Annotated in this window: 24 protein-coding genes and 1 pseudogene; 13 read left to right on the top strand and 12 right to left on the bottom strand. The window is 41.5% G+C overall.

What is annotated here, in order from left to right:
* Positions 1-14 precede the first annotated feature (14 nt).
* The 8 genes from Q8W26_RS05550 to Q8W26_RS05515 all read right to left on the bottom strand — a co-directional run bounded on the left by Q8W26_RS05550 (position 15) and on the right by Q8W26_RS05515 (position 5,282).
* Positions 15-911 carry a DMT family transporter gene (locus Q8W26_RS05550; protein ID WP_101213897.1) on the bottom strand — a complete coding sequence of 299 codons (897 nt, stop codon included), beginning with the start codon at positions 909-911 and terminating at the stop codon, positions 15-17.
* 109 nt (positions 912-1,020) lie between these two features.
* The gene (locus tag Q8W26_RS05545; RefSeq protein ID WP_370694265.1) at positions 1,021-1,500 is read right to left on the bottom strand and encodes a DM13 domain-containing protein; all 480 of its coding nucleotides are present in this window, start codon (positions 1,498-1,500) and stop codon (positions 1,021-1,023) included.
* Positions 1,501-1,522: 22 nt separating this feature from the next.
* Entirely contained in the window at positions 1,523-2,065 is a 543-nt protein-coding gene (locus Q8W26_RS05540; protein ID WP_101213896.1) for a DUF4287 domain-containing protein, read from the bottom strand.
* A 161-nt stretch (positions 2,066-2,226) separates the two neighbouring features.
* A complete protein-coding gene (locus tag Q8W26_RS05535) occupies positions 2,227-3,051 on the bottom strand; it encodes an alpha/beta hydrolase (protein WP_101213895.1) in 825 nt (274 codons plus the stop codon).
* A 51-nt stretch (positions 3,052-3,102) separates the two neighbouring features.
* Entirely contained in the window at positions 3,103-3,399 is a 297-nt protein-coding gene (locus Q8W26_RS05530) for a hypothetical protein (RefSeq protein ID WP_101213894.1), read from the bottom strand.
* 104 nt (positions 3,400-3,503) lie between these two features.
* Complete coding sequence (locus tag Q8W26_RS05525) at positions 3,504-3,830, bottom strand: hypothetical protein (protein ID WP_101213893.1); 327 nt, start codon at positions 3,828-3,830, stop codon at positions 3,504-3,506.
* Positions 3,831-4,212: 382 nt separating this feature from the next.
* Entirely contained in the window at positions 4,213-4,692 is a 480-nt protein-coding gene (locus tag Q8W26_RS05520; RefSeq protein ID WP_101213892.1) for an energy transducer TonB, read from the bottom strand.
* A 152-nt stretch (positions 4,693-4,844) separates the two neighbouring features.
* A complete protein-coding gene (locus Q8W26_RS05515) occupies positions 4,845-5,282 on the bottom strand; it encodes a hydrogenase (protein WP_101213891.1) in 438 nt (145 codons plus the stop codon).
* A gap of 520 nt (positions 5,283-5,802) precedes the next feature.
* On the opposite strand from Q8W26_RS05515, the gene msrA reads away from it, so the two are divergent.
* Positions 5,803-6,276 (top strand): peptide-methionine (S)-S-oxide reductase MsrA, encoded by a 474-nt coding sequence (gene msrA / locus Q8W26_RS05510; RefSeq protein WP_101213890.1) that lies wholly within the window; start codon positions 5,803-5,805, stop codon positions 6,274-6,276.
* Between the two features lie 148 nt (positions 6,277-6,424).
* On the opposite strand, the gene Q8W26_RS05505 is transcribed toward msrA, so the two are convergent.
* Positions 6,425-7,891 carry an NAD-dependent succinate-semialdehyde dehydrogenase gene (locus tag Q8W26_RS05505; RefSeq protein WP_101213889.1) on the bottom strand — a complete coding sequence of 489 codons (1,467 nt, stop codon included), beginning with the start codon at positions 7,889-7,891 and terminating at the stop codon, positions 6,425-6,427.
* Between the two features lie 100 nt (positions 7,892-7,991).
* On the opposite strand from Q8W26_RS05505, the gene Q8W26_RS17900 reads away from it, so the two are divergent.
* A complete protein-coding gene (locus tag Q8W26_RS17900; RefSeq protein ID WP_370694264.1) occupies positions 7,992-8,258 on the top strand; it encodes a DUF3047 domain-containing protein in 267 nt (88 codons plus the stop codon).
* On the opposite strand, the gene zapE is transcribed toward Q8W26_RS17900, so the two are convergent.
* Positions 8,245-9,450, bottom strand: coding sequence for a cell division protein ZapE (gene zapE / locus Q8W26_RS05500; RefSeq protein WP_305472648.1), 1,206 nt, complete (start codon positions 9,448-9,450; stop codon positions 8,245-8,247). The two genes, Q8W26_RS17900 and zapE, sit on opposite strands and share 14 nt — an antisense overlap.
* 133 nt (positions 9,451-9,583) lie before the next feature.
* A pseudogene (locus tag Q8W26_RS05495) lies at positions 9,584-10,861 on the bottom strand (nucleotide sugar dehydrogenase).
* Between the two features lie 296 nt (positions 10,862-11,157).
* Between Q8W26_RS05495 and Q8W26_RS05490 the strand changes: the two are divergent.
* The 6 genes from Q8W26_RS05490 (at position 11,158) to lnt (ending at position 17,247) form a co-directional block, all read left to right on the top strand.
* Positions 11,158-11,622 carry a PH domain-containing protein gene (locus Q8W26_RS05490; RefSeq protein WP_305472646.1) on the top strand — a complete coding sequence of 155 codons (465 nt, stop codon included), beginning with the start codon at positions 11,158-11,160 and terminating at the stop codon, positions 11,620-11,622.
* Between the two features lie 147 nt (positions 11,623-11,769).
* The gene (gene miaB, locus Q8W26_RS05485) at positions 11,770-13,197 is read left to right on the top strand and encodes a tRNA (N6-isopentenyl adenosine(37)-C2)-methylthiotransferase MiaB (RefSeq protein WP_101213939.1); all 1,428 of its coding nucleotides are present in this window, start codon (positions 11,770-11,772) and stop codon (positions 13,195-13,197) included.
* Between the two features lie 19 nt (positions 13,198-13,216).
* The gene (locus Q8W26_RS05480) at positions 13,217-14,269 is read left to right on the top strand and encodes a PhoH family protein (RefSeq protein WP_305472644.1); all 1,053 of its coding nucleotides are present in this window, start codon (positions 13,217-13,219) and stop codon (positions 14,267-14,269) included.
* Positions 14,266-14,724, top strand: coding sequence for an rRNA maturation RNase YbeY (gene ybeY / locus Q8W26_RS05475; protein WP_305472642.1), 459 nt, complete (start codon positions 14,266-14,268; stop codon positions 14,722-14,724). Before Q8W26_RS05480 ends, ybeY begins: the two co-directional genes overlap by 4 nt.
* A gap of 30 nt (positions 14,725-14,754) precedes the next feature.
* On the top strand, positions 14,755-15,621 hold the full coding sequence (locus Q8W26_RS05470) for an HlyC/CorC family transporter (RefSeq protein WP_101213883.1): 867 nt from the start codon (positions 14,755-14,757) through the stop codon (positions 15,619-15,621).
* 18 nt (positions 15,622-15,639) lie between these two features.
* A complete protein-coding gene (lnt, locus tag Q8W26_RS05465; protein WP_101213882.1) occupies positions 15,640-17,247 on the top strand; it encodes an apolipoprotein N-acyltransferase in 1,608 nt (535 codons plus the stop codon).
* 31 nt (positions 17,248-17,278) lie between these two features.
* Here the strand turns inward: lnt and Q8W26_RS05460 are convergent, their stop codons facing one another.
* Positions 17,279-17,779, bottom strand: coding sequence for a hypothetical protein (locus Q8W26_RS05460; RefSeq protein ID WP_101213881.1), 501 nt, complete (start codon positions 17,777-17,779; stop codon positions 17,279-17,281).
* Between the two features lie 133 nt (positions 17,780-17,912).
* Here Q8W26_RS05460 and leuS point away from each other — a divergent pair, with 133 nt between their 5' ends.
* The 5 genes from leuS to Q8W26_RS05435 all read left to right on the top strand — a co-directional run bounded on the left by leuS (position 17,913) and on the right by Q8W26_RS05435 (position 23,286).
* Positions 17,913-20,501, top strand: coding sequence for a leucine--tRNA ligase (gene leuS / locus Q8W26_RS05455; RefSeq protein ID WP_305472638.1), 2,589 nt, complete (start codon positions 17,913-17,915; stop codon positions 20,499-20,501).
* Between the two features lie 9 nt (positions 20,502-20,510).
* Positions 20,511-21,011, top strand: coding sequence for an LPS assembly lipoprotein LptE (lptE, locus tag Q8W26_RS05450; protein ID WP_101213879.1), 501 nt, complete (start codon positions 20,511-20,513; stop codon positions 21,009-21,011).
* A gap of 8 nt (positions 21,012-21,019) precedes the next feature.
* Positions 21,020-22,027, top strand: a complete 1,008-nt coding sequence (gene holA, locus Q8W26_RS05445; RefSeq protein ID WP_305472635.1) for a DNA polymerase III subunit delta — start codon at positions 21,020-21,022, stop codon at positions 22,025-22,027.
* A 3-nt stretch (positions 22,028-22,030) separates the two neighbouring features.
* Positions 22,031-22,672 carry a nicotinate-nucleotide adenylyltransferase gene (nadD, locus tag Q8W26_RS05440; RefSeq protein ID WP_305472633.1) on the top strand — a complete coding sequence of 214 codons (642 nt, stop codon included), beginning with the start codon at positions 22,031-22,033 and terminating at the stop codon, positions 22,670-22,672.
* Between the two features lie 74 nt (positions 22,673-22,746).
* Positions 22,747-23,286: a DUF2058 domain-containing protein gene (locus Q8W26_RS05435; RefSeq protein ID WP_101213938.1), complete on the top strand. Its 540-nt coding sequence runs from the start codon at positions 22,747-22,749 to the stop codon at positions 23,284-23,286.
* Positions 23,287-23,348: the final 62 nt, after the last annotated feature.

Genomic DNA, 23,348 nt, shown 5'->3' with positions numbered 1-23,348 from the left:
CGTATCCACAAAAATTAACGATCAGCATCTGACCGGGCATTTGTTATCGATAAAGTGTAAAAGTGTTTCCCTAATATCACCAGGAAGATTCCGCCAAGTACTAACAATGAGGCGATCATCAGTCTAGGTGTAATATATTCTGCAACGAAAATTACGCCACCAAAAGCCGCAATCACTGGCACAGACAACTGAATAACTGCCGCTTGGGTAGGTGTTAAATCCCTAAGAACTATATACCAAATTGTGTAACCGAGACCGGATGTAATTGCCCCTGACGTTAATGCCAATAAGCCTCCCTCATAGGACAGCATTAAATCATCAAGGGTAAAAATAGCCAACACCAACACAAACGGAATTGTTCGAACAAAATTATAAGCCGTGTCCATCAAGGGATTTACCGACCCTCGACCTTTTAAGGTATAAACACCCCACGAAATCCCAGCGATTGTCATTAAGATAAACCCCGTCAGCGAGGGTGTGGTGACATCAGGTAAAATCAAATAGACAAACCCTGTGAAAGCGATACCGAGACCGAGCCACTCACTAAGCTGCAAACGAGTGCCTGCAATTAAAGACAGTAAAATCATCGTTATTTGAACGGAGCCAAAGAGAACTAACGCGCCAGTCCCCGTGTCTAACGAAAGGTAAGCATAAGAGAATGTTGCGGCATAAACAAACAACATCAAACTCGCTACCCAGCTTCCTTTCGCGTTCGCCGAATGGTTACTACTCCAAATACGGATAATAATAAACAAAACGAATGCACCAGATAACAAACGAATACTGGTAAAGCTTGATGGGTCAATAGTATTACTATCTAAAGCCAGTCGACACAATATTGAATTAGCTGCAAAAGCAATTAACGTTAATAACGTAAGTGAACTTAATTTTATTAAATAGGTTGTACTCATAATCCCTCATTTATACCCTAGATATCAGCTAAAATTACACGTTAAACTAAGTTTTTCATTTCACCATCATGGCTGACATTCTTAACGGTCATTGGATAAAGCAAATTATTTAACGGTATTGAGCAGAGGTGATAAACTCACCGAATGTTTCACACCATATTACAACAGTATTATATTGATTCGGCTCAATCGCAGAGTCTAGCTTAACCACAAAGTTTTCAAAGGTGTTGACATCGCCCACCAGCACCATTAATGACTTAAGTCGTTCAAAATCAGCTTCCGTTTCAACAAACTCTGGTGACAGATATAACTTATAGTCAGGGCCGGGAGCGAGCTGACCTTCAAATGAAATGTGTGTATTCCCAATTGAGACTTGCCCCTCGCCCCAATGCAAGGCATCGCTATCGGCTAAATCAGTAACAAAATCTGCGCTAAAATTAGCCTGAAGCGACATTTCTTGAACTTCACTGTTGGTCGGTGATACGGGTGCGGTCAATATTGGTAACGTATAGATACCAACCGCAAAACCAAACAGCCCCACAGCAACATGAGTGATAATCAATAGTACAACCAAACGTAGTTTCATCATCGTTCTTTTTCCTTACTATCCCTTAAAGGGATGCTTCATAAGCTCTTAATAGCCAAGCAATGACCTCTTGATCAACATCTGAGGCAGACTTAAGCTGTATTCGATGTGTGCACATTGTACCAAAAGGTCCAGACTCTCCTAAGCATCCCTGAATGGGTACACCCTTAAGCTTCAATCCCAAATCAATTCGAGTTTTAGTTGCAGGTTTGATTAATGCGAACTGCTTATTTCTAATCACACTGACGCTCGCTTTTTTGGGCGTAATAACAACATCACCACCAAACTTTGCTATTTCAGACAAAAGAACATCATAAATAGGCTTAAGCGCTTCTTTACCTTGATATTGGTTAAACACTAAGTCTTGGGATGAACCTTCTTCGTCCTTAGACAAGGTCACAATAGTATTAGCAAATCCGTGAGTAACGCCATACTCTGTCTTTAAAAAGTTTACAGCGGCTGAATGTTTATCAAAATGTTTCGTTGCGAGTATATCAATCCACTCCCCTAATGCCTTACCCGTTTTCTCTGGCATATTATCAATCATCGTTTTTAATACTTTATCCATACGGTCTACCTTATGACTCTAAAGTGATTTCCTTCAAAAGACGTTTAGAAGAAGCATCACCTATCAATGCTGTGGCTAAGTAATATTTATCAGTAAAGTATAACAATAACAAAAAGAACGATTTTGCACAGTGGCTAATAAATAGTAAGGCACTAAACCAGCTATTGGGGTGACAACATCTGCGTTGCAACCGCCATCATTTCGCTTAACGAGCGTTTGTATGTATCAGAATGGCTGCCACCTTTAACAATGTGCAATGACACATTCTCACCATAACGCCAACGTTGTTGCAATTGACTTAAAGGAGTCTGTAAATCATTCGTTCCTTGAAAGATATTGATCGGCATTTGATTTAAAGCAGAGAAAGAATGCTGGAGCTTATAATCATGTGGCAACAGTTCAGCAATAGGTAAGAGTTTTAGTGGGGTCAAATACCATTTAGACCCTAAGAAATTTTCAACAGCAAGAGACAGTGACGGTGAGACTCCCTCAAGAATCAAACCACGAACTGTTACTCGCTGCGCCGTGTACGCCGCAAGGGTAGCCCCTAAAGAACGGCCCCAAAAAATTGTTCTTTTCGGCGAGCACTTGACTTCAATAGAGAGTATGGCGTTATCAATCAGGTTCACTAGTTGCAAAATACTCTTTAGATGCCCAGCGGCTCCATCTTGTCCCGGGTAGCTAATCATGAACACCTTAAAGTGACGGTTGTTTAAAGGGGTAATTAACTCCTGTTCATAACGTTTAACACCGCCATGTCGACCTGGAAAAAAAACAATACACTGGCCATCAGCAGCGCCATACTCACGAACAACTAACTCGTTATTGAATGGGTCGGTCACTTTAAACTGAGCAAGTTCAGTAGACTTCACTGTCAACTCGGTGCTTGGAAATAAATAAGCGGGTAATTGATTAACTAGCAGATAAGCGCCTGCCGAAAAATAGGTCAACGTCAGAAGCAAACCTATAAACAATAGACGAGCCATCAAGGTTGAAATATCCTTTCGATTGTTTGGCGTGAAACTAGAGCCCGTAAATTAATTAGAGGAGCTCTTAGCATCTAATAAAAGTTCAGTCCTTTGCCTATAGCCTTCTTCCAATGCAACAACAGCTGCCATAACCCCCGAACACCCAAACAGCCCGATAGTCATAGGGATCGCAGTGACAAAGCTGATACTAGACAATGATATACCACCCAAAGGACTACTCACAAAAGAAAATATGAATAGTATCAAGGTCAATCCTAGCGCTAAAAAACCCAGCACAGCAGTACATCTAGCGGAAAATAATAACAGCCCTAAATGTTTCGTTTTAATATTTTTATACGGTTTCAATTATAATTCCTTATATAATTTGAGTTGAAAAATGTAACACTGCGTAGCGAAGAAAAAAGTGAGTACTGTTGACTCTAACCAGTCGCTTACGCAATGTTTATGGCTTAGTCTAAACAACCACCAGCTTCAAAGAGGTAGCTTAAATCCCAGCCATTCTCCCCAGTAATTGTCACTTGTTTTTCTTTAATCGATTTAATTTTTATATCTTTGCTTCTCAATTGAGCAAGTAACTCTTTACAGTCTTTATAAGAAGTGAGGAGGTCTTCTTTTTTAAACCCCCCAACATCAGAAAAAACGTCAAAAACATGCACTCCCTCTTTCTTAGTTTCAGTGCTTTTTTCATGGTTAGCTGTCTCTGCATTTTTCTTAAGATCATTCGAGGCACAACCTGAGATGCCAATAACGAGCAATAGTGCAAGGATTCCTTTCATACAATCTCCATCGTGTAAGGGTAAATAAGACCCGAGACTTAACCATAATCAATGAGTGGCTTTTTGTCGTTGCTCGACTAAGTGTTGATCGCCATAAAGCGGAGATATCAACAAAGCACACAATGTATTACACTAAAATTGTCTACAGCGCCTTGCGTCGACAATATGCGACGCAGCAACAACTTACTACAAATAACACGTTAAATCAAAAGATTAGAATCAGTGGTAATATTGAGGGGTGAGGTTAAAACATGATATTCGTCCAATGTGATTCATGGAAAGAATGCCGCTAATTCAATCAATTTCATTGCTAAAGAATACGATGAACTGGTTAGCGCCAAATACTTTAAATGAGTTATTGACGCTATAGTCACTTCTGACGCTACGGGTGTTGCCATCCGCAATGTTGTTGCGCCTCTAGTTTATTTTCAGAAATGTCAGAAACGAAATCCATCTGAATCTTTAATAGCGCCGGGAGCTTTTGTTCATTTTTTCTTGTCGGCGTCCAGCGCCATTCTTTTAGTGTTTGAGTCGCTACGTGGTCAAACGCCCCCTCGGGATACGCTTGGCTGATCTTGATATTTTTAGCTTTCTCATCGACCACAAATAAAAACTCAACGCAACCTGATAGCCTAGAAGTTTCTTCACTCATAGGATGTGACGGGATAGTCTTCTTTACAGGCTGCCAATATTTATCAATATCCCCTTTGTACTTATCTGATGTTAAATCAATCTGTACACTTTTAAATTTAAGATCAAGATCAGCGATGTTGATGCTCCCTTTCGGTACCACAGCATTTTTTGAAGCGCATGCACACAAGCCAAAAATGCCAACCATTAATACACATATCTGTTTCATCATTAATCCTTTAATTTACGTTTAATCTAAACACTCACAACATGAGCAAATCATTGGGCCACTTCCACTATTAACTATAAAAGTAAGGCTGTCGGGTTTGTCCAACTCCCGAATAAGATGTCGGCTGGGCGACACTTATTCTTGTTACACAACTATTACGACGACCAAAGTATTGGCAGTAACCCAAAAGCCAACAAAGTACAGGCGATTAGTGATAGTAGTGACCCAGTACGTACCATAATCTTAACAGTTAATTCGCTAGTGACCGTTGCTGAATATCCGGCGCCAGCGATTGAAAGCGCTTTACTTGCACCTGTTACAGACGCAATAGTTATTCCCAGCCAAATCAGTATAAACCCCACTGCAGAACCATAAGCGACAAAAATATCTAAAGATAAAGGCAGCTCACTCAGCGACCAGATAACACCAAAGATCGCCAGAGCCATTCCGCACTGAACGGCAGTCATGTGACCAGAAAGAGCCATCCGAGAATTTTTTACAGCGGGTATCAATGCACCTTGGATTAAACCGACGAGAAAAAAGACAACTCCAATAGAGATGAGTTGTGCACCTCTTTGTGTAAGTTCTATCATTAAGCCCTTTGTCTATGTAATCGCGGTCGAGCACCCCATGACTGAGCCAAACCCGCACAATGCAGGACGTGCCCAACTCAGTCAGAATAAGGCCGCATCCAGCTCTTCAGTTATATATTCACTCGTGTAAAACACGACCCTAGTACCAGCCTATTAACACTAATCGTTTGCTAATAGCTGGCCGCTTAATTCAAAAAACCTTAGCATCTTATTGAAATTACTGCAATTATAACTTCTGACCCCTGCTAGTTTTCGTTTTAATTGGAGTAGCCATTCTTTGAGCTTGCACCAACACGATTGCAATAACGCACTAAGTACTTCAGCACTACGGTTACACGCCATTAATAACGAAAACTAACTAAAACTCGTCACAGCCCACCTCCCCAGTGCTAACTACTGAGACTATAATCAAAAGTAACTAGCCCAGTGTGTAAGCATTATTCACAGGCTCAATTAAAGCTTTACCGCAGAGAAAATTAATTATAGACTTCTAGACACCTAAACGTTCGAGGTAATAGTAATGGAATTAGCAACATTTGGTGGTGGTTGTTTCTGGGGGGTCGAAGCACTATTTCGCCAACAAGACGGTGTTATCGACGCTGTATCTGGTTATGAGGGTGGCGAAACCGATAACCCGACTTATCAACAAGTATGCACAGGTACCACAGGGCACGCGGAAGTTGTTCAGGTCACTTTCGATCCTCAAAAAATCTCATACCAGCAATTATTAGCTGTATTTTTTGACAATCATAACCCAACAGAACTTAACCGCCAGGGAGTCGATGTTGGTACACAATACCGCAGTGCCGTATTCTTTCATGATCAGGTGCAGCAACAAGATGCATTAGCGTTTATTCAGCAGTTGTCACAGTCAACACGTTTTGCTGACAAAACCATTGTGACGGAAGTGACTCCTGCAACAACCTTTTTTAAGGCTGAGGAGTATCATCAAGATTACCTCGCTAAAAATGGATTAGGTAGCTGTCACATTTAATCGTCAATGGCTCGCGCGAATCTAGGTTTTTCAGGGCAACATTAGCGATTAAAGACGACATTTTGGCAATAAGCATTGACACAATGAAGTTGCGGATGGCCAGCACCATTCGCAACTGGTGATAGTGAGCCTAACTTGAGGCTCAAAGCTAGGTTCCAAGCCCTCCTAAACACACGTATTTAATTTCACTGTAATCATCAAGGCCATGCTTTGAACCCTCCCGGCCAAAGCCCGATTGTTTAACTCCTCCAAATGGCGCGCTTGCATTTGAGATAGCCCCTTCATTTGCCCCAACCATGCCAAAATCAAGGGCTTCACTGACTCGCCAAATCGTGCCAATGTCACGAGCGTAAAAGTAAGCCGCCAGCCCGTAGTCGGTATCATTGGCTAAACTAATAGCCTGTGCTTCATCACTAAATGTTTGAATCGTCACTACGGGACCAAAGATCTCAGTTTGAGCAATGGTCATTGTATTTTCCACCTGTTCTAACAAGGTGGGTGGGTAAAAACACGGTTGTTGATTATCATTGACTGATTGTTGCCAGTGGAGCCTTGCTCCCTGCTCTATCGCAGAAACAACAAGTTGTCTAACCCGTTCAACGGCTTGGCGATGGATTAATGGGCCAATAGCCGATTGAGCTTCAAGACCATCACCCATCACCAACGTTGCCATTTCATTTTGTAGCTTATCAATAAACGCAGCTTTCACCGACTCATGAATAATAAAGCGATTAGCACTAATGCAAGTCTGCCCTGCATTTCGAAACTTTGAAGCCATTGCGCCAGCAACAGCCGCATCCAAATCAGCATCGGCAAAGACAATAAAGGGAGCATTTCCCCCCAGCTCCATCGACACCCGTTTAATCGTCGCAGCGCACTGTTGATTTAATTGCTTGCCAACGGCTGTTGATCCCGTAAAGCTAAACTTACGAACCAAAGGGTGTTGGGTTAACACCTTACCAATTTCAGGGGCATCTGCACCAACCACCACGTTAAATACCCCTGCGGGAATGCCCGCTTGTTCAGCCAAATAGGCCATCGCTAATGCAGATAGTGGCGTTAACTCAGAAGGTTTGACCACAAAAGTACAACCTGCGGCTAAAGCGGCTGCCGCTTTTCTAGCAATCATCGCTTGCGGAAAGTTCCACGGAGTAATCGCGCATACCACACCAACAGGTTGTCTTAATGCAATACCACGATTGATTGAAGTTGGACTTGGGATAGTTTCACCGTATTGGCGTATTGCTTCATTAGCAAACCAGTCGATATATGACGCGCCATAGGCTATTTCACCGGCCGCTTCATTTAAAGGTTTACCTTGCTCAACCGTTAAAATGCGTGCTAAATCTTGGCTATTATCGACAATCAATTGATGCCACCGCTTTAAAAGCTCACAACGTGTTGCCGCTGTAGTTTTTCTCCATGTGCTTAGCGCACCATCTGCCGCTAGTACGGCTTGCTCAGCTTCTAGCCCTCCCGCATTGACAACTTGACTAATACAGAGGCCACTCGAAGGGTTTACGACGTCAAATAAATCACGGTCATTTTGTTGAATAAATTGGCCATTAATAAATGAACTTTGCTTTAATAACGCAGGGTTAGATAAGTTGAGCATAAATAAACCTTCAAATAATCAAGAGTGTATCAATTAGCGGCTAACGCCGAGAAAATCAATGAATGCGGGCATCATAGGATGCAACCCACCCTAAATCAAGGTGAAAGCACAGTATGCCTGCCGCCTCCCGCGGTGTGCCGAACAACAAATTCACATTGTTCAACGAAGTGGTCATGAATTACTGGGTGAAAAATTACGCGAGAATAGAAACTTGTTTGAGGATTACCAGCAATACATCAACGGTGGAGCTAGTAAAGTCACTCGAATTTGGCTCATCGCGAATAGCGTGTTTATGAGAGGAACCGGTCAATGCTCATACAGTGACATCAGCTTAGAGTCCAAAACCCAAAAAATTACGATCCTATAGCGGTCGACTCATCCAGACCGTTAGTCATAACTTGACTAGCGGTCTTTACATTAAATAGTGATATCGAGTCTTGAGCATACCCAATCATTTTATCTTGATAGTCAATACTCTGCATTTCCAACAAACGACTTTGGGTGCGTAGAAATGCCTTAGCAACTCGCCCGCCTTGATATAACTCAGTCAATGAGCAATGACTCTCAATGATAATTAGCTTGTGTCTATCATAAAATTCATCAACCAAAGCAATAAAACGTCTTGCGCAATCATCAAGGTGCCCGACTTCAATATCACTGGCAGGCGTGATTAGATAATTGGTATCCCCATCCTCGATGCCTTTGACGGATTTATGCTGTTCAACTTTACCACCTAACTGTATTACGTCACTCACAAACAAATAATCGTAGTGATCAGCCAACTCGATATAATCGTTTTGACTGCGCGGGCCATCACACAACATCAGAAAATCAAACCAAATCGAGCGCTGACTCCGTCCTTTAATTGACAGGGGGCGATGGCAAAGATTGATTTGTTGAGGCACATGACTAACGTTGTGCCGCGCTAAATGCTCAGTAAAAGAAGTTTGATTATCTTGGCTCTCAAAAAATACCGAGCGATAACGGGTAAACTGCGTGCGGTAATCAAGTTCACCGTTAAGTGGAAAATAACACAAATGGTGTTTGATTAAAGCGATGGTCGGCAAAAATCGATCGCGACCAAGTCCACCTAAGTACAAATCATCAGGAGCAGTGTTCGAGGTGGTGATAATCATCACTTGATGCCGATGAAGCGCATTAAATATTCCGCCTAATAACATCGCATCAGCGATGTCATTAACGAAAAACTCATCAAAACAAATCACTCGAGCCTGATTTGCTAAGTCACTTGCGATAGAATCAAGCGGGTTAACTTGCCCTTGAATGGCTTTAAGGCGTTGATGAATCAAATGCATAAAGTGGTGGAAATGCAGCCGTAATTTATGCTTGATAGATAGCGCGTCATAAAACATATCCATCAATAATGTCTTACCACGACCAACTTCCCCGTGTAAATATAACCCCTGATACAACTCATTACGTAACAATGCTTGCTCGCGAAGAACTAGTTGTTCGACGGCTTGTTGCTGGATGGGATCATGGACAAGTGATTGCTCAGCAAGCTTCGCTTGATAACATTGTAGTAACACAGAGTTCATGGGTAAGATTAAAGTTAGCTCGAATTTGAAATTGAGCGTTATTATAAGCCTTGACAGTAAACTTAGCATTAAAAAGGTTCAATGTGAGTAAGCACAATGAACCTTGATGATTTCCATGTGAGCTAGTGTATTGTTATAAACGAAGGTCGACTTTATCTGCATCAAATGTGTACTTTAAGTCAAATAATAACCCATCAGATTTTAAGTATGAGCGGACATCATCGACGCCAGATTGACAAAAAGTATCATGAGAAACAGCCACAATAACCGCATCATAATGGTTCGCTCGTGGCGCTTCTATCAATTCAATATTATAGATCTTCTTCGCTTGCTCGACATCAGCAGTGGGGTCATAAACATCAACCTCAACATCGTACTCTGCTAATGATTGAGTAATATCGACAACGCGGGTATTACGCAAATCAGGACAGTTCTCTTTAAATGTTAAACCCATAATTAATATTTTAGCCTCAACAACTTGCTGCTTATTTCGGATCATCGCTTTAACGAGTCGAGTCACAACATATCGCCCCATATTATCGTTAATACGACGCCCTGCTAGAATCACCTGTGGATGGTAACCAATAGATTGTGCCTTATGTGTGAGGTAATAAGGATCGACACCAATACAATGCCCACCCACTAAGCCAGGACGAAATGGTAAAAAATTCCATTTTGTTCCAGCCGCTTTTAATACCTCCTCAGTGTCAATGTCGAGCTTATTAAAGATAATGGCCAACTCATTAATAAGTGCAATGTTTAAATCTCGCTGAGTGTTTTCAATCACTTTAGCTGCTTCTGCGACGCGAATAGAACTGGCTTGATGAGTGCCCGCTGTTATCACCTTGGCATAGAGCCAGTCAACAAAGTTAGCAACGGCGACGGTTTACCCAGAAGTGACTTTTAAGATATCACTGACCCGGTGTTCGTGATCACCTGGGTTAATACGTTCAGGACTGTAACCAGCAAAAAAATCAACGTTGTAGCGTAAGTGACAGCTACGTTCAATGGCAGGAACACAAACTTCTTCGGTTGCACCGGGGTAAACTGTTGATTCGTAAATAACAACATTCCCCTTAGACAGCACTGTCGCCACGCTTTCACTGGCTTTAACCAATGGAGTCAAGTCAGGCTGATTCGCATCAGTAATAGGTGTTGGTACCGTAACGATATAAACATCAGCCTGCGCAATATCATCTAAACAATGGCTAATCGCCAGTGTGCTCTGTGTTAATTCCGCCGTGGATATTTCCAACGTTTGATCAATACCATCGAGCAACTGAGCCACTCGGCGATGGTTTGTGTCAAAACCAATAGTAACGAAATGTTCGCTAAGGGCAACAGCCAAAGGCAAGCCAACGTAGCCTAACCCAATCACTGCAATGCGAGGTTTATCAATTTTTTTAAACATAAAAACTCACTTGGAATCAAATGTTAAAATACCTAAAGTTAAATATAATAGACAAAATAACAGCCACTCATTTGTCATACTCTAAGTAAAGCAAAGAAGTTTCAATTTTGCATAAAATGCGACTGTCTAATCTTCAAAAACGCCTAAATGAACTGTCAGTAAAAATTACAAAACCAAAATTAAAAAAATTTAAAACGCTCTAAATTAAATCAACCAATTGAAAATATTGTAAAAAAAATTATTGGATTAATCATTGCATGTTTGAGCATTCTAACGATTATCTATTTAGGTCTCGGATGCAATTGGTCAATAGTTCAGATAAAAACATATTTCATTCAACAATTGATAGCTGGTTAATAATCTTATTAGTATTAACATTATTAGGCAGCTTAAGTTTATTGTTAAAGTTACAATCTATGGACTCCCTTGAAGAGTATCTATTTGCTAGCGCATTTATTTTTTTCACCCTGATTTTGCCTAGCTGGGTACTACTGCGTAACCTCTATGAAATTACTAATGATAACCTTATCGTGGGGTTCGGCCCTCTTACGTGGCATATCCCTTACAAAAGCATCACTAAAATTAGTCACACGACAGAGGCATCACTCGCCCCCGCCTTATCTTTTCATCGGATAAAAATCCATTATGGTATCAATCAAGTGATTATGATTTCGCCTAAGGATGAAAACCATTTCTTAAATTTGCTCAAACGGCATGTGCAAGATATCGAAATTGTGCCGATAAAATACCCTAAGCGATAACATGTACGGCGAGTGGAAGCCCTGCCTGTACCCAGTATTTCGATGATTTGTGATGCCATTAAAGTTACAAAATGAAATTAAGCTAGTCATTAGCAAGATAGCTAGGTAAAATGTGCCGCTATTTTTGTGCGCAGTGATGAGATTTTTATGGCCAAGAAACTATTGATTAAAACCTGGGGTTGCCAGATGAATGAGTATGATTCATCTAAGATTGGCGATTTATTAAATGACTCTATGGGTTATGAACTAACAGAGGAAGCCGAAGAGGCTGACGTATTACTTCTCAATACATGTTCAATTCGTGAGAAAGCGCAAGAGAAGGTATTTCATCAGCTTGGTCGCTGGAAGAACCTAAAAGATTTAAAGCCCGGCACTATTATTGGTGTTGGAGGTTGTGTTGCCTCTCAAGAAGGTCAAGCTATTCGTGAGCGTGCCCCATTTGTTGACATGGTTTTTGGCCCACAAACATTACATCGTTTACCAGATATGATTGGACAAATTAACGCTGGTGAAAAAGCAGTTGTTGATGTCAGCTTCCCTGAAATTGAAAAATTCGATAGCCTACCTGAACCTAAAGCAGATGGCGTAACTGCATTTGTTTCTGTAATGGAAGGCTGTAGTAAATACTGTAGTTTCTGTGTTGTACCTTATACTCGTGGTGAAGAAGTGTCTCGCCCGCTCGATGATGTTCTTTACGAAATCGCGTTATTAGCAGAGCAAGGTGTTCGTGAAGTTAATCTCCTCGGTCAAAATGTTAATGCGTATCGTGGTGAGACGCATGAAGATGATGTGTGTGACTTCGCGACGTTAATCCGTCTTGTTGCTTCTATCGATGGTATCGACCGAATTCGTTACACTACCAGTCACCCAGTTGAATTTACTCAAGCTTTAGTTGATGTTTACGCTGATGTTCCTGAATTAGTTGATCACCTTCACTTACCAGTTCAATCAGGCTCGGATCGCATTTTAAACTTAATGAAGCGTAACCATATGGCGATTGAGTTTAAAAAGACCGTTCGCGAGTTACGTAAAGTACGCCCTAACATCGCAATGAGCTCTGACTTTATCATCGGTTTCCCTGGAGAGTCTGATGAAGATTTCGAAGCAACGATGAACTTAATCCAAGAAATCAATTTCGATATGAGTTTCAGCTTTATCTACAGTGCTCGCCCAGGTACGCCTGCGGCCGACTTGCCTGATGACGTTTCTGAAGACGCTAAGAAGCAGCGTTTATACTTGTTACAGAACAGAATTAATCAGCAAGCTTTACATCACGCACGCCAAATGCTAAATACAACACAACGTATCTTAGTTGAGGGTCCATCGAAGAAAAACCCAATGGAACTACGTGGTCGTACCGAAAACAACCGTGTAGTTAACTTTGAAGGTCCGCATTCACTCATCGGTGGTTTTGCTGATGTGAAGATTGTCGATGTATTTAGTAACTCACTACGTGGCGAGTTTATTCATGGTGAAAACGAGATGGGTTTACGTGTTCAAACGTCCCCAGCGTCGATTTTAGCAAAACATAGTGAATCAATTGACGAAACTGGTGTCGGAATATATACACCATAGTAAAAGGAATTAGCAGCTGTTGGCTAAAAATCTAATAACTATCGATTGCTATCTAGAGCCTGCTTCGCAGGCTCGCTTAGCAAACTTATGTGGCCCATTTGACGACAATTTAAAACAAATTGAACGCAGAATGGGCGTTGAAATCATTTATAAAGATAATTTCTTTAAAGTCGTTGGTCGCCCTGATGTAGCGAAACCCGTCAGTGATTTGCTGCGAGAGCTTTACATCGAAACTCAGCCTGTTAAAGGTAAAGTCGTTGATCTAGAACCTCAAGCGGTTCACCTTGCTATTGAAGAGTGTAAGGCACTAGAGCAGCAGTCCTCGGCAAATCACGGTAAAGAGATCTACATTAAAACGCGTAAAGGCGTCATTAAACCACGCAACCCAAACCAGCAAGACTATGTCGCCAACATTATGGGACATGATATTTGTTTTGGCGTTGGTCCAGCAGGGACCGGTAAAACTTACCTTGCCGTCGCCTGTGCGGTTGATGCGTTAGAACGTCAGGAAGTTCGCCGGATCTTGCTCACACGACCAGCCGTAGAAGCAGGTGAAAAGCTCGGTTTTTTACCGGGGGATTTAAGTCAAAAAGTCGACCCTTATCTTCGTCCGCTATACGATGCGCTATTTGAGATGCTGGGCTTTGAGAAGGTTGAACGCTTAATTGAGAAAAGTGTCATAGAAGTTGCTCCCCTAGCCTACATGCGCGGCCGTACATTAAACGATGCCTTTATTATTCTCGATGAATCACAAAATACCACCCCTGAGCAGATGAAAATGTTTTTAACCCGAATTGGGTTTAATTCTAAAGCCATTATCACAGGGGACATTACACAGGTTGATTTACCGCGTCATATCAAAAGTGGCTTAAGACAAGCAATTGAAGTATTAGGTAATGTTGACTCAATCAGTTTCAATTTTTTCCAGTCCCACGACATTGTACGCCATCAGGTAGTGTCAGAGGTCGTTGAAGCTTATCAGCATTTTGATAATCAGCAGCAGCGTATCCAGGCTGAAAAGCAAGCAGCGAAATTGGCAGCTCATACCAGTGAGCCAGAGGCAAAAGTATGATTGAGTTAGATCTGCAAATTGCCTGCGATGAAGCGAATTTACCAACGAAGCAACAGTTTGAACAATGGCTTGGCGCAGTCTTAGCAAGCAGAAAGCCTGAGTCTGAAGTGACTATTCGCTTAGTTGAGGCAGATGAAAGCCAACAGCTAAACCATGAATACCGTGGCAAAGATAAACCTACAAACGTCTTATCTTTTGAGTTTGATGCTCCGCCAATGGTTGAATTACCTTTGTTAGGCGATTTAGTCATCTGTCAGTCAATCATCAAGCAAGAAGCCATCGAGCAAGAAAAACCAGTAATAGACCATTGGGCTCATATGGTAGTTCATGGCACATTACATTTATTGGGTTATGATCATATTGAGCCACAAGAGGCTCAAGAAATGGAATCGTTAGAGAAACAGATATTAGCCGATTTAGGCATTGACGATCCCTACCGTGACGATTTAGTATAAATTTAAAATTTGAAGGAAAATTAAACAAAAATGAGTGAAGATAAACCTCCAAGTAGTCAGTCAGCTAACAAAACTTGGTTAGAGCGCATTGGTCAAATGTTTCAAGGCGAACCACAAAGCCAAGAAGAGTTAGTTGAATTTATTCAAGACGCTGAAGATCGAGAGTTAATAGATCAGTACACTAAGGATATGATCCACGGTGTGTTAAATGTTTCGCGTAAACGCGTGCGTGACATCATGATCCCTCGTTCTCAAATGGTGGTAATAGAAAACGATCACTCTATTGAGCAGGCGATAGCTATTATCGCGGAATCCGCTCATTCTAGATTCCCAGTCATCAGTGAAGATAAAGATAATGTTGAAGGCATGTTATTAGCCAAAGACATTATTCCATTAACACTTAATGGAAATATCGACACCCAACAATTAAACAATATCGTACGTCCGTGTGTCATTGTTCCCGAGAGCAAGAAAGTCGACGTGTTACTTCGCGAATTTAGAGCAAAACGCTACCACATGGCAGTAGTTGTCGATGAATATGGCGGTGTGTCAGGTTTGATAACCATCGAAGATATTCTTGAAGAAATCGTTGGTGAAATTGAAGACGAATTTGCTGTTAACGAAGAATTTGTAGAAGATATTCGTAAAGTTGGCAAGCAAGTCTATTCAATTCAGGCGCTTACAACGTTAGAAGATTTTAACCAATACTTCGAAAGTCAGTTTGATGAAACTGAGGCTGACACCATTGGTGGTTTAGTTACTAAAGCGTTTGGACATTTACCCGGACGCGGTGAAGAAACAACGGTCAATGGTTACCAATTCAAAGTCATGAACGCAGATTCACGTCGCTTAATTCAATTACAAGTGAAAGTACCGACCACTGAATCGCAAGCTTAAAAGGACACTTAGCTCGATATGACCAAAGCCTTTCAAACAAACGCCCCTCAAGGGCGTTTTTTGGGTGCACACCTCTTTATTGCCTTTAGTGCAGGCATCATGTGCCACTTTAGTTTCGCACCTTACCAACTACAATGGCTAGCCCCTCTTTCTATTGCAATTTTATTCGCACAATTGACAGCGTTTGATCAGTTAAGCACTAAAAAGAATTTTTTACTCGGCCTTAGCTTTGGCTTCGGTCTGTTTAGCGCAGGCCTACGTTGGGTACATGTGTCGATCGCCGATTACGGCGGACTACCATTACCCATCTCGATATTGCTCATGGCGATTTTAGCACTATATCTCGCTCTATTTCCTGCGCTAGCAAGTGCTATCTTTGGTCGTTATCGCAATAACCATTTAACCCACAATGCTATTTTCTTTAGCTGTTTATGGGTACTGGCGGAGTTTGTTCGAGGGAAAGTTTTAACAGGCTTCCCTTGGTTATTACTCGGTTATAGCCAGACACAAGGCCTATTTAGTCAAAGTGCGGCAATCATTGGCGTGTTAGGTTTATCGTTGGTGGTCGTCGCTCTAGGCTGTTTTGCCACTAATGCCATAAAAAAATCCAAGCGCGGATTACTCGCTGTCATCATTATTGTTGCTTTTAGTATTGGCTTGTCTCGCGTGAGCACGATTCAGACGTTAGATAAACAAGTCGACTTCGCTTTAGTACAAGGTAATATTGCCCAAAGTGCGAAATGGCAACAGGATGAGATGTGGCCAACGATTACCAGCTATATGGACCTTACCCGCCATCAATTTACTGCTGATATTATCATTTGGCCTGAAGCTGCAATGCCAGCAGTTGAAGCATGGGTTTCTGATTATTTGCGCTTAATGGATAGTGCAGCAAATGTTAACGACAGTGCAATTATTACTGGCATTATTGGGCGCGATGATTCGATAAACCACCTAACATTGGCAAATAATATTGACCAAGTATCGAATCAGTCACAGCAAACACAATATTATAACGCCCTCATCACCTTGGGGAACGACCAACAAAAGCAACAAGAGCAAGGCAGTTACACACGAAATCACCTCAATCGCTATTACAAGCATCAATTGTTACCCATTGGTGAATTCGTGCCTTTTAGGTCATTACTACAACCGCTAGCTCCATTATTTAATTTGCCAATGTCATCGTTTTCACGGGGTGAATGGGCACAGCCTAACCTAACGGCACTAGGCTATAATTTTGCACCTGCTATTTGCTATGAGATCGCCTTTCCAGAATTGGTTCGAGCGAACATGAGAAGCAATACAGACTTCCTGTTAACAGTGTCCAACGATGCATGGTTTGGTCGCTCTATTGGTCCACACCAGCATATGGAAATAGCCCAGATGCGGGCCATCGAGTTGGGACGACCATTGATTCGCGTCACAAATAATGGGGTCACAGCCATTGTTAATCCGCAGGGAGAAATTGAAAAAAAATTACCTCAATTTACCCAGTCAATATTGCGTGAGAAGGTTAACCTAGTCAAAGGGCAAACGTACTATTATCAATATGGTCAATTACCAGTGATCTTGTTTAGCATGTTTTTTGCAGTTGCTATTGGGCTAGTGAATCGCTTTCGCTAAGTTCACTAGCCCCTCTTAATTCATGGATGAATTAAGGGTTAAATGGGATCCGATTAAACTCTTCGCCGTTACATTCGGTACAACTGGATAAAATTTCTGGATGATAAATATGCAGTTGGTGTTTGCAATTTTGGCACGCAAAGTGCCCTAACCCCACCACGTCACCACTGTGATACACCCCTTTATGCTTGATGTCTTCATTGAGTTCGAGCCATTCTAATTTATTGCGATCACTGGCTGCAAGCAGCCACTGCCATAACGCCCCTTCCATAGCCAGAAATTGGGGGGAGTCTCGATAGTTTTCTTGACGTTGCTTAAACGAAGAAACAAAATCAGCTAAATCAGCTTTAAGCTGCAATTCAATTTCGATTAACTGGTTTTCACTGATCTCACTGTTAAAACGATAAGCAGCCATGCCTTTGGTGATTAAATCCTTAAGCTCTTCTTTACCGTCACTATCTAGCCAACGACGTTGTAGAGATTCAACTAACTTATGGTAACCCGCCTTAAAAATAGCCTGATTGTTAGCCATAATAACGCTCCTTATTTAAAAAAATCTTTAACTTGTGCAACAAACTATTGTTGCAATGTGGTCAGCTGCGGTATCCTATGCCGATCAAATTTTAATATTACTCTATTTTAAAAATAGTCCTAGGTTTAATTGCATGCAAGAGCAGTACACTCCATCTCAAATAGAAACCCAAGCACAAAAGTACTGGGTTGATACAAATACCTTTAAAGCCATTGAACTTGAAGATAAAGAAAAGTTCTACTGTTTATCAATGTTCCCATACCCAAGTGGCCGTTTACACATGGGACATGTACGAAACTATACGATTGGTGACGTTGTTTCTCGTTATCAACGTATGCAAGGTAAAAACGTACTGCAACCTATGGGCTGGGATGCATTTGGTCTACCCGCAGAAAACGCGGCGATTAATAATAAAACGGCACCAGCGAAATGGACATACGAAAACATTGATTATATGAATGATCAATTACGCGCTCTTGGCTTTGGTTATGACTGGGACCGTGAGTTAGCGACTTGTAAATCTGATTACTATCGTTGGGAACAGTGGTTCTTCACCGAACTTTATAAAAAAGACATGGTTTACAAGAAAACTTCAGCAGTAAACTGGTGTCCGCACGATCAAACGGTTTTAGCCAATGAGCAAGTGATTGATGGCTGTTGTTGGCGTTGTGATACTGTGGTTGAACGTAAAGAGATCCCACAGTGGTTCATTCGTATTACTAAATACGCACAAGAATTACTTGATGACTTGGACGAGCTTGATCAGTGGCCAGAAAAAGTTAAGACCATGCAGCGCAACTGGATTGGTCGTTCAGAAGGTGTTGACCTAACATTCGATCTAAAAGATCGCTCTGACAAGCTTGATGTTTACACTACTCGCCCTGACACTTTAATGGGTGTGACTTATGTCGGTATCGCTGCGCAGCATCCTTTAGCACTTGAAGCGGCCAAAACGAATAGCGCGATCGCAGACTTTGTTGAAGAATGTAAAACCACTAAAGTCGCTGAAGCTGATTTAGCGACTATGGATAAAAAAGGTATCGCCACTGGTTTTTACGCCGTTCATCCATTAACCGGTCGCGAAGTACCAGTGTGGATTGCTAATTTCGTTTTAGCGGATTATGGTTCAGGCGCGGTTATGGCGGTTCCAGGCCACGATCAACGTGACTATGAATTTGCCACTAAATACCAATTACCAATTGAAGCGGTGATTTACCCAACAGACAGTGAAACAGCAACCGTTGATATTAGCGAAGAAGCTTACACTGAAAAAGGCACGCTATTTAACTCTGCGCAATTTGACGGTTTAAGCTCTGAAGATGCCGTTGATGCTATCGCTGACGCATTAGAAAGTGCAGGTAAAGGTAAGAAAACCATTAACTACCGCCTACGTGACTGGGGGGTTTCTCGCCAACGTTATTGGGGTGCACCTATCCCAATGCTACATTTAGAAAATGGTGATGTTGCACCAGTACCACCAGAGCAACTCCCAGTTGTATTACCAGAAGATGTAGTAATGGATGGCATTAACTCGCCAATTAAATCTGACAAAGAGTGGGCAAAAACGACTTTCAATGGTCAACCTGCGCTTCATGAAACAGATACATTTGATACATTTATGGAATCTAGCTGGTATTACGCACGTTACGCATCACCAGCCAAAGATGCGATGTTAGACCCAGCGCAAGCGAATCATTGGTTACCTGTTGATCAATACATCGGCGGTATCGAACATGCAATATTACATTTACTATATGCCCGTTTCTTCCATAAATTACTACGTGATCAAGGACTCGTTGATTCTAACGAACCGTTCAAACGTTTATTAACCCAAGGAATGGTGTTATCTGATGCATACTTCAAGTTAGATGAGAAAGGCACTAAAGTATGGGTTGCCTTAGATGACGTTAAAACCGAAACAGATGATAAAGGAAAAATCATCGCTGCCACTCAAATATCTACTGGTGAAAGTGTTAGCCATGCTGGTATGAGTAAGATGTCAAAGTCGAAGAACAATGGTATTGATCCACAAGTCATGATTGATAAATATGGCGCTGATACTGTTCGTTTATTCATGATGTTTGCCGCGCCAGCAGAGCAAACACTTGAGTGGGTTGACTCTGCTGTTGAAGGTGCAAATCGCTTCCTTAAGCGTGTTTGGCGTTTAGCTTACAACCACATCGAGCTAGGTGAAACACCAACATTAGATAAATCAGCTTTATCAGGTGATCAACAAGCACTACGTCGCGAGATTCACAAAACTATTGCTAAAGTCTCTGATGATATCGGTCGTCGCCAAACATTTAACACTGCAATTGCAGCGATCATGGAGCTGGTAAACCGTCTCAACAAAGCTAAAATTTCCAATGTTCAGGACCGTGCAATCTTAGGTGAAGCAATTGAAGCTATTATAAAAATGCTTTCGCCAATCGTGCCGCATATTTGTCATGAACTATGGAAAGAACTAGGTCATGAAGATAACTTAGCTTACGCACCTTGGCCTATCGTTGATCAGGACGCACTTGTCGAGCAATCTAAACTTGTTATCGTACAGGTAAACGGTAAATTGCGTGCCAAAATCAATGTTGCTGCCGATGCTTCAAAAGAAGAAGTAGAAGCGATGGCACAAAGTGACAGTGATGTATTACGTTTTACTGAAGGTAAAACCGTACGTAAAGTCATTTATGTCCCTGGTAAGCTTGTTAACATCGTTGCGAACTAATTGGCATTGATGATGAATAAAACATTATTAAGTGTTTTGTCAGCCCTGCTACTAAGCCTTGTGCTTAGTAGCTGCGGCTTTCGCTTAAAGGGAGATTATCAATTACCTCCTTCTTTACTGACTTTAAAACTACAAAGTCCCGACAACTATGGTGAGTTATCTCGCTTAGTGAAAAGTAAACTAGCCCGTTATCAAGTCACCGTTGCAGACTCCACTGATACTGATCTTCCGATATTGTTCTTATCAAAAGATAAACTAGAGCGTGGCACGTTATCGCTTTTTTCTACTGGTCAAGTTGCTGAGTATGAACTAACTTATAGTGTTGATTACCTTTTAACACTGCCAAACCAAGAGCCCCAGCGCTTTAATGTCACGATTCGTCGTGATTACCTAGATGATCCTCAATCAGCACAAGCAAAAAGTCGTGAACGAGCGCAATTACTTCGTGAAATACGTGCTGAGGCAGCACAGATAATTGTTTATCAGCTCAGTCAAATCAAACCAAAGTAAGCTGTACCATGCGTATTTATACAAATCAACTCGCTCAACACCTATCAAAACTTGTACCTGTCTACGTCGTGTTAGGTGATGAGCCACTGCAAAAAGCACAAACCCTTGACACTTTACGTGCGACTTGCCTTAAGCAGGGTTTTGATGAGCGGATTTGTCTGTCACAAGAGCAAAGCTTTAATTGGCAACAGCTTGAAACCGCAGGACAAAATTTATCGCTATTCTCGCAAAAGCAACTGATTGAACTTGAATTAAGCAATCTGAAAATTGGTCAAGAAGGCAGTAAAACATTAGTTAGTTTCCTTGCGCAACAGTCACCAGATACCATTTTAATCATCCACGGCCCTAAAGCCCCTGCGGAGACACAAAAAGCTAAATGGTTTAAACAGCTTGAACAGGCAGGGTTGTATATAGTGGTCAATCAGCCTGAGGGTAGACACTTCCAACAAACCATTGAACGCCAGGCTAAAGTTAGAGGTTTAAACTTTGAATCTGAAGCATTGACCAAATTTTGTTTGATGTTTGAAGGGAATTTACTCGCTGCGGATCAAGAATTAGAGAAACTGTCACTTCAAATCGGACATTACGTCATCGATAGTAAAGTGCTCAAGCAGCGTGTTACAAATCAAGCACAGTATAACTTATTTGAGCTACAAGATTGCTTTCTCGCCGGCCATACCGAGAAGGCTCTGACCATTTTAGCTAGACTGCGCGAACAAGAAATGGAACCACAATTATTATTCTGGGCCTTTAGCCGGGAATTAAATTTGTTATTATCATTAAATGAAAGTAAATTACGCGGCCAACCAACGCACAAAATTTATCAGCAAGCACGGGTTTGGCAATCCCGCCAGCAGTTGTTTGAACAAGCACTACAACGTCTTGATCTAGCAACGCTGTTGCAATGCCAAAGCTTATTAGCGAGTGTTGAACAACAGATAAAGCATGAGTTTAATACACCTTGGCATCTGTTTAGTGAATTGCTTATAAAACTGACGGTTAACCACAAGGATTAAGCAATGAAAAAGCCAATTGGATTATTCGGTGGAACTTTTGACCCAATCCATCACGGCCATTTACGGTCGGCACTCGATATTGCGAGCGTTCTTGATCTTGAATACATTAACTTAGTGCCCAACCATCGTTCGCCTCATAAACAAAATAATAATACGAGTAATGAACATCGCTTAGCGATGTTAAAACTGGCCGTAGAACACTGCCCGCAGCTTAGTATTGATGAACGAGAGCTTCACGTTGCAGGCCCCTCATATACAGTCAATACCCTTGAAACCCTGCGGACTAATCATCCCGAGCGCCCTATTTGCTTTTTGATGGGCATGGACTCATTACTATCTTTTACAAAATGGCACCGCTGGCAAGATATCTTATCAGTATGCCACTTAGTTGTATCACAGCGACCAGGGTGGCCTTTACCCGACCAAGGTGAAATAGCTCAGCTGTTAGATAAACACCGTTGTATTGACGCTGATATACTCCACCAAACACTTAACGGCCATATTTTTATTCACCACGCTCACCCTTTGTCCATTTCCTCAAGTGAAATAAGAGATTTAACATCCCGTAACCAAACTTGCCAATTTCTATTACCCGATGCTGTCAATGCCTATATTGTAAAACATCGACTTTACCAACAAAGCTAATCGCGAATCCACTAGCCTAATAAACTATCCATTGGTATCATTAATTTATTCTTTCAATCAAATAAACAATGATCATGGCATCTCTACAAGACCAATTATTAAAAGCAGGTTTAGCCAACAAGCAATCTGCAAAGCAAATTCGTAGTGAAAAGCGAAAAAAGAACAAAGCCGTTCGAAAGAACCAAACAGCTGAAGACACCAGCTTACAAGATCAGCTCGCACAGCAAAAACAACAGCAAGCTGAACAAGACTTAGCAAGAAACCAAGCCATCAAAGCTGAACTAGAGCGTAAATCAGAGCTAGGTAAAGTAAAACAAATGATTGAGCAACTTCATATTAAAGAATTTGCAGGAGACAATGAATACAACTATGTACTCGATAACAAGGTAAAAACTATCCTGCTAGACGACATCAATCACAATGCGCTCGTAAAAGGGCGTATTAGTATTTGTACCCTCAACGACGCCGTTTACCTCATGCCAAGTCAAGCCGCTGAAAAAATTGCCGCTGTTGATGAAAGTTATGTGTTATTAATGAATGATAACCAGCCAACAGAGGTCGATGAAGACGATCCTTATGCTGATTTTCAAATTCCTGACGATTTAATGTGGTAACCACGACTAACTTCAGCAGCAGTGTTAATTACTGCTGCTTTTATAACACACACTAGAGGGAC

Origin of the sequence: Psychrobium sp. 1_MG-2023 (assembly GCF_030689115.1) — a bacterium.
Taxonomy (GTDB): domain Bacteria; phylum Pseudomonadota; class Gammaproteobacteria; order Enterobacterales; family Psychrobiaceae; genus Psychrobium.
The sequence above is the reverse complement of the archived record's forward strand: the minus strand, read 5'-3'. Positions and strand labels throughout refer to the sequence as shown.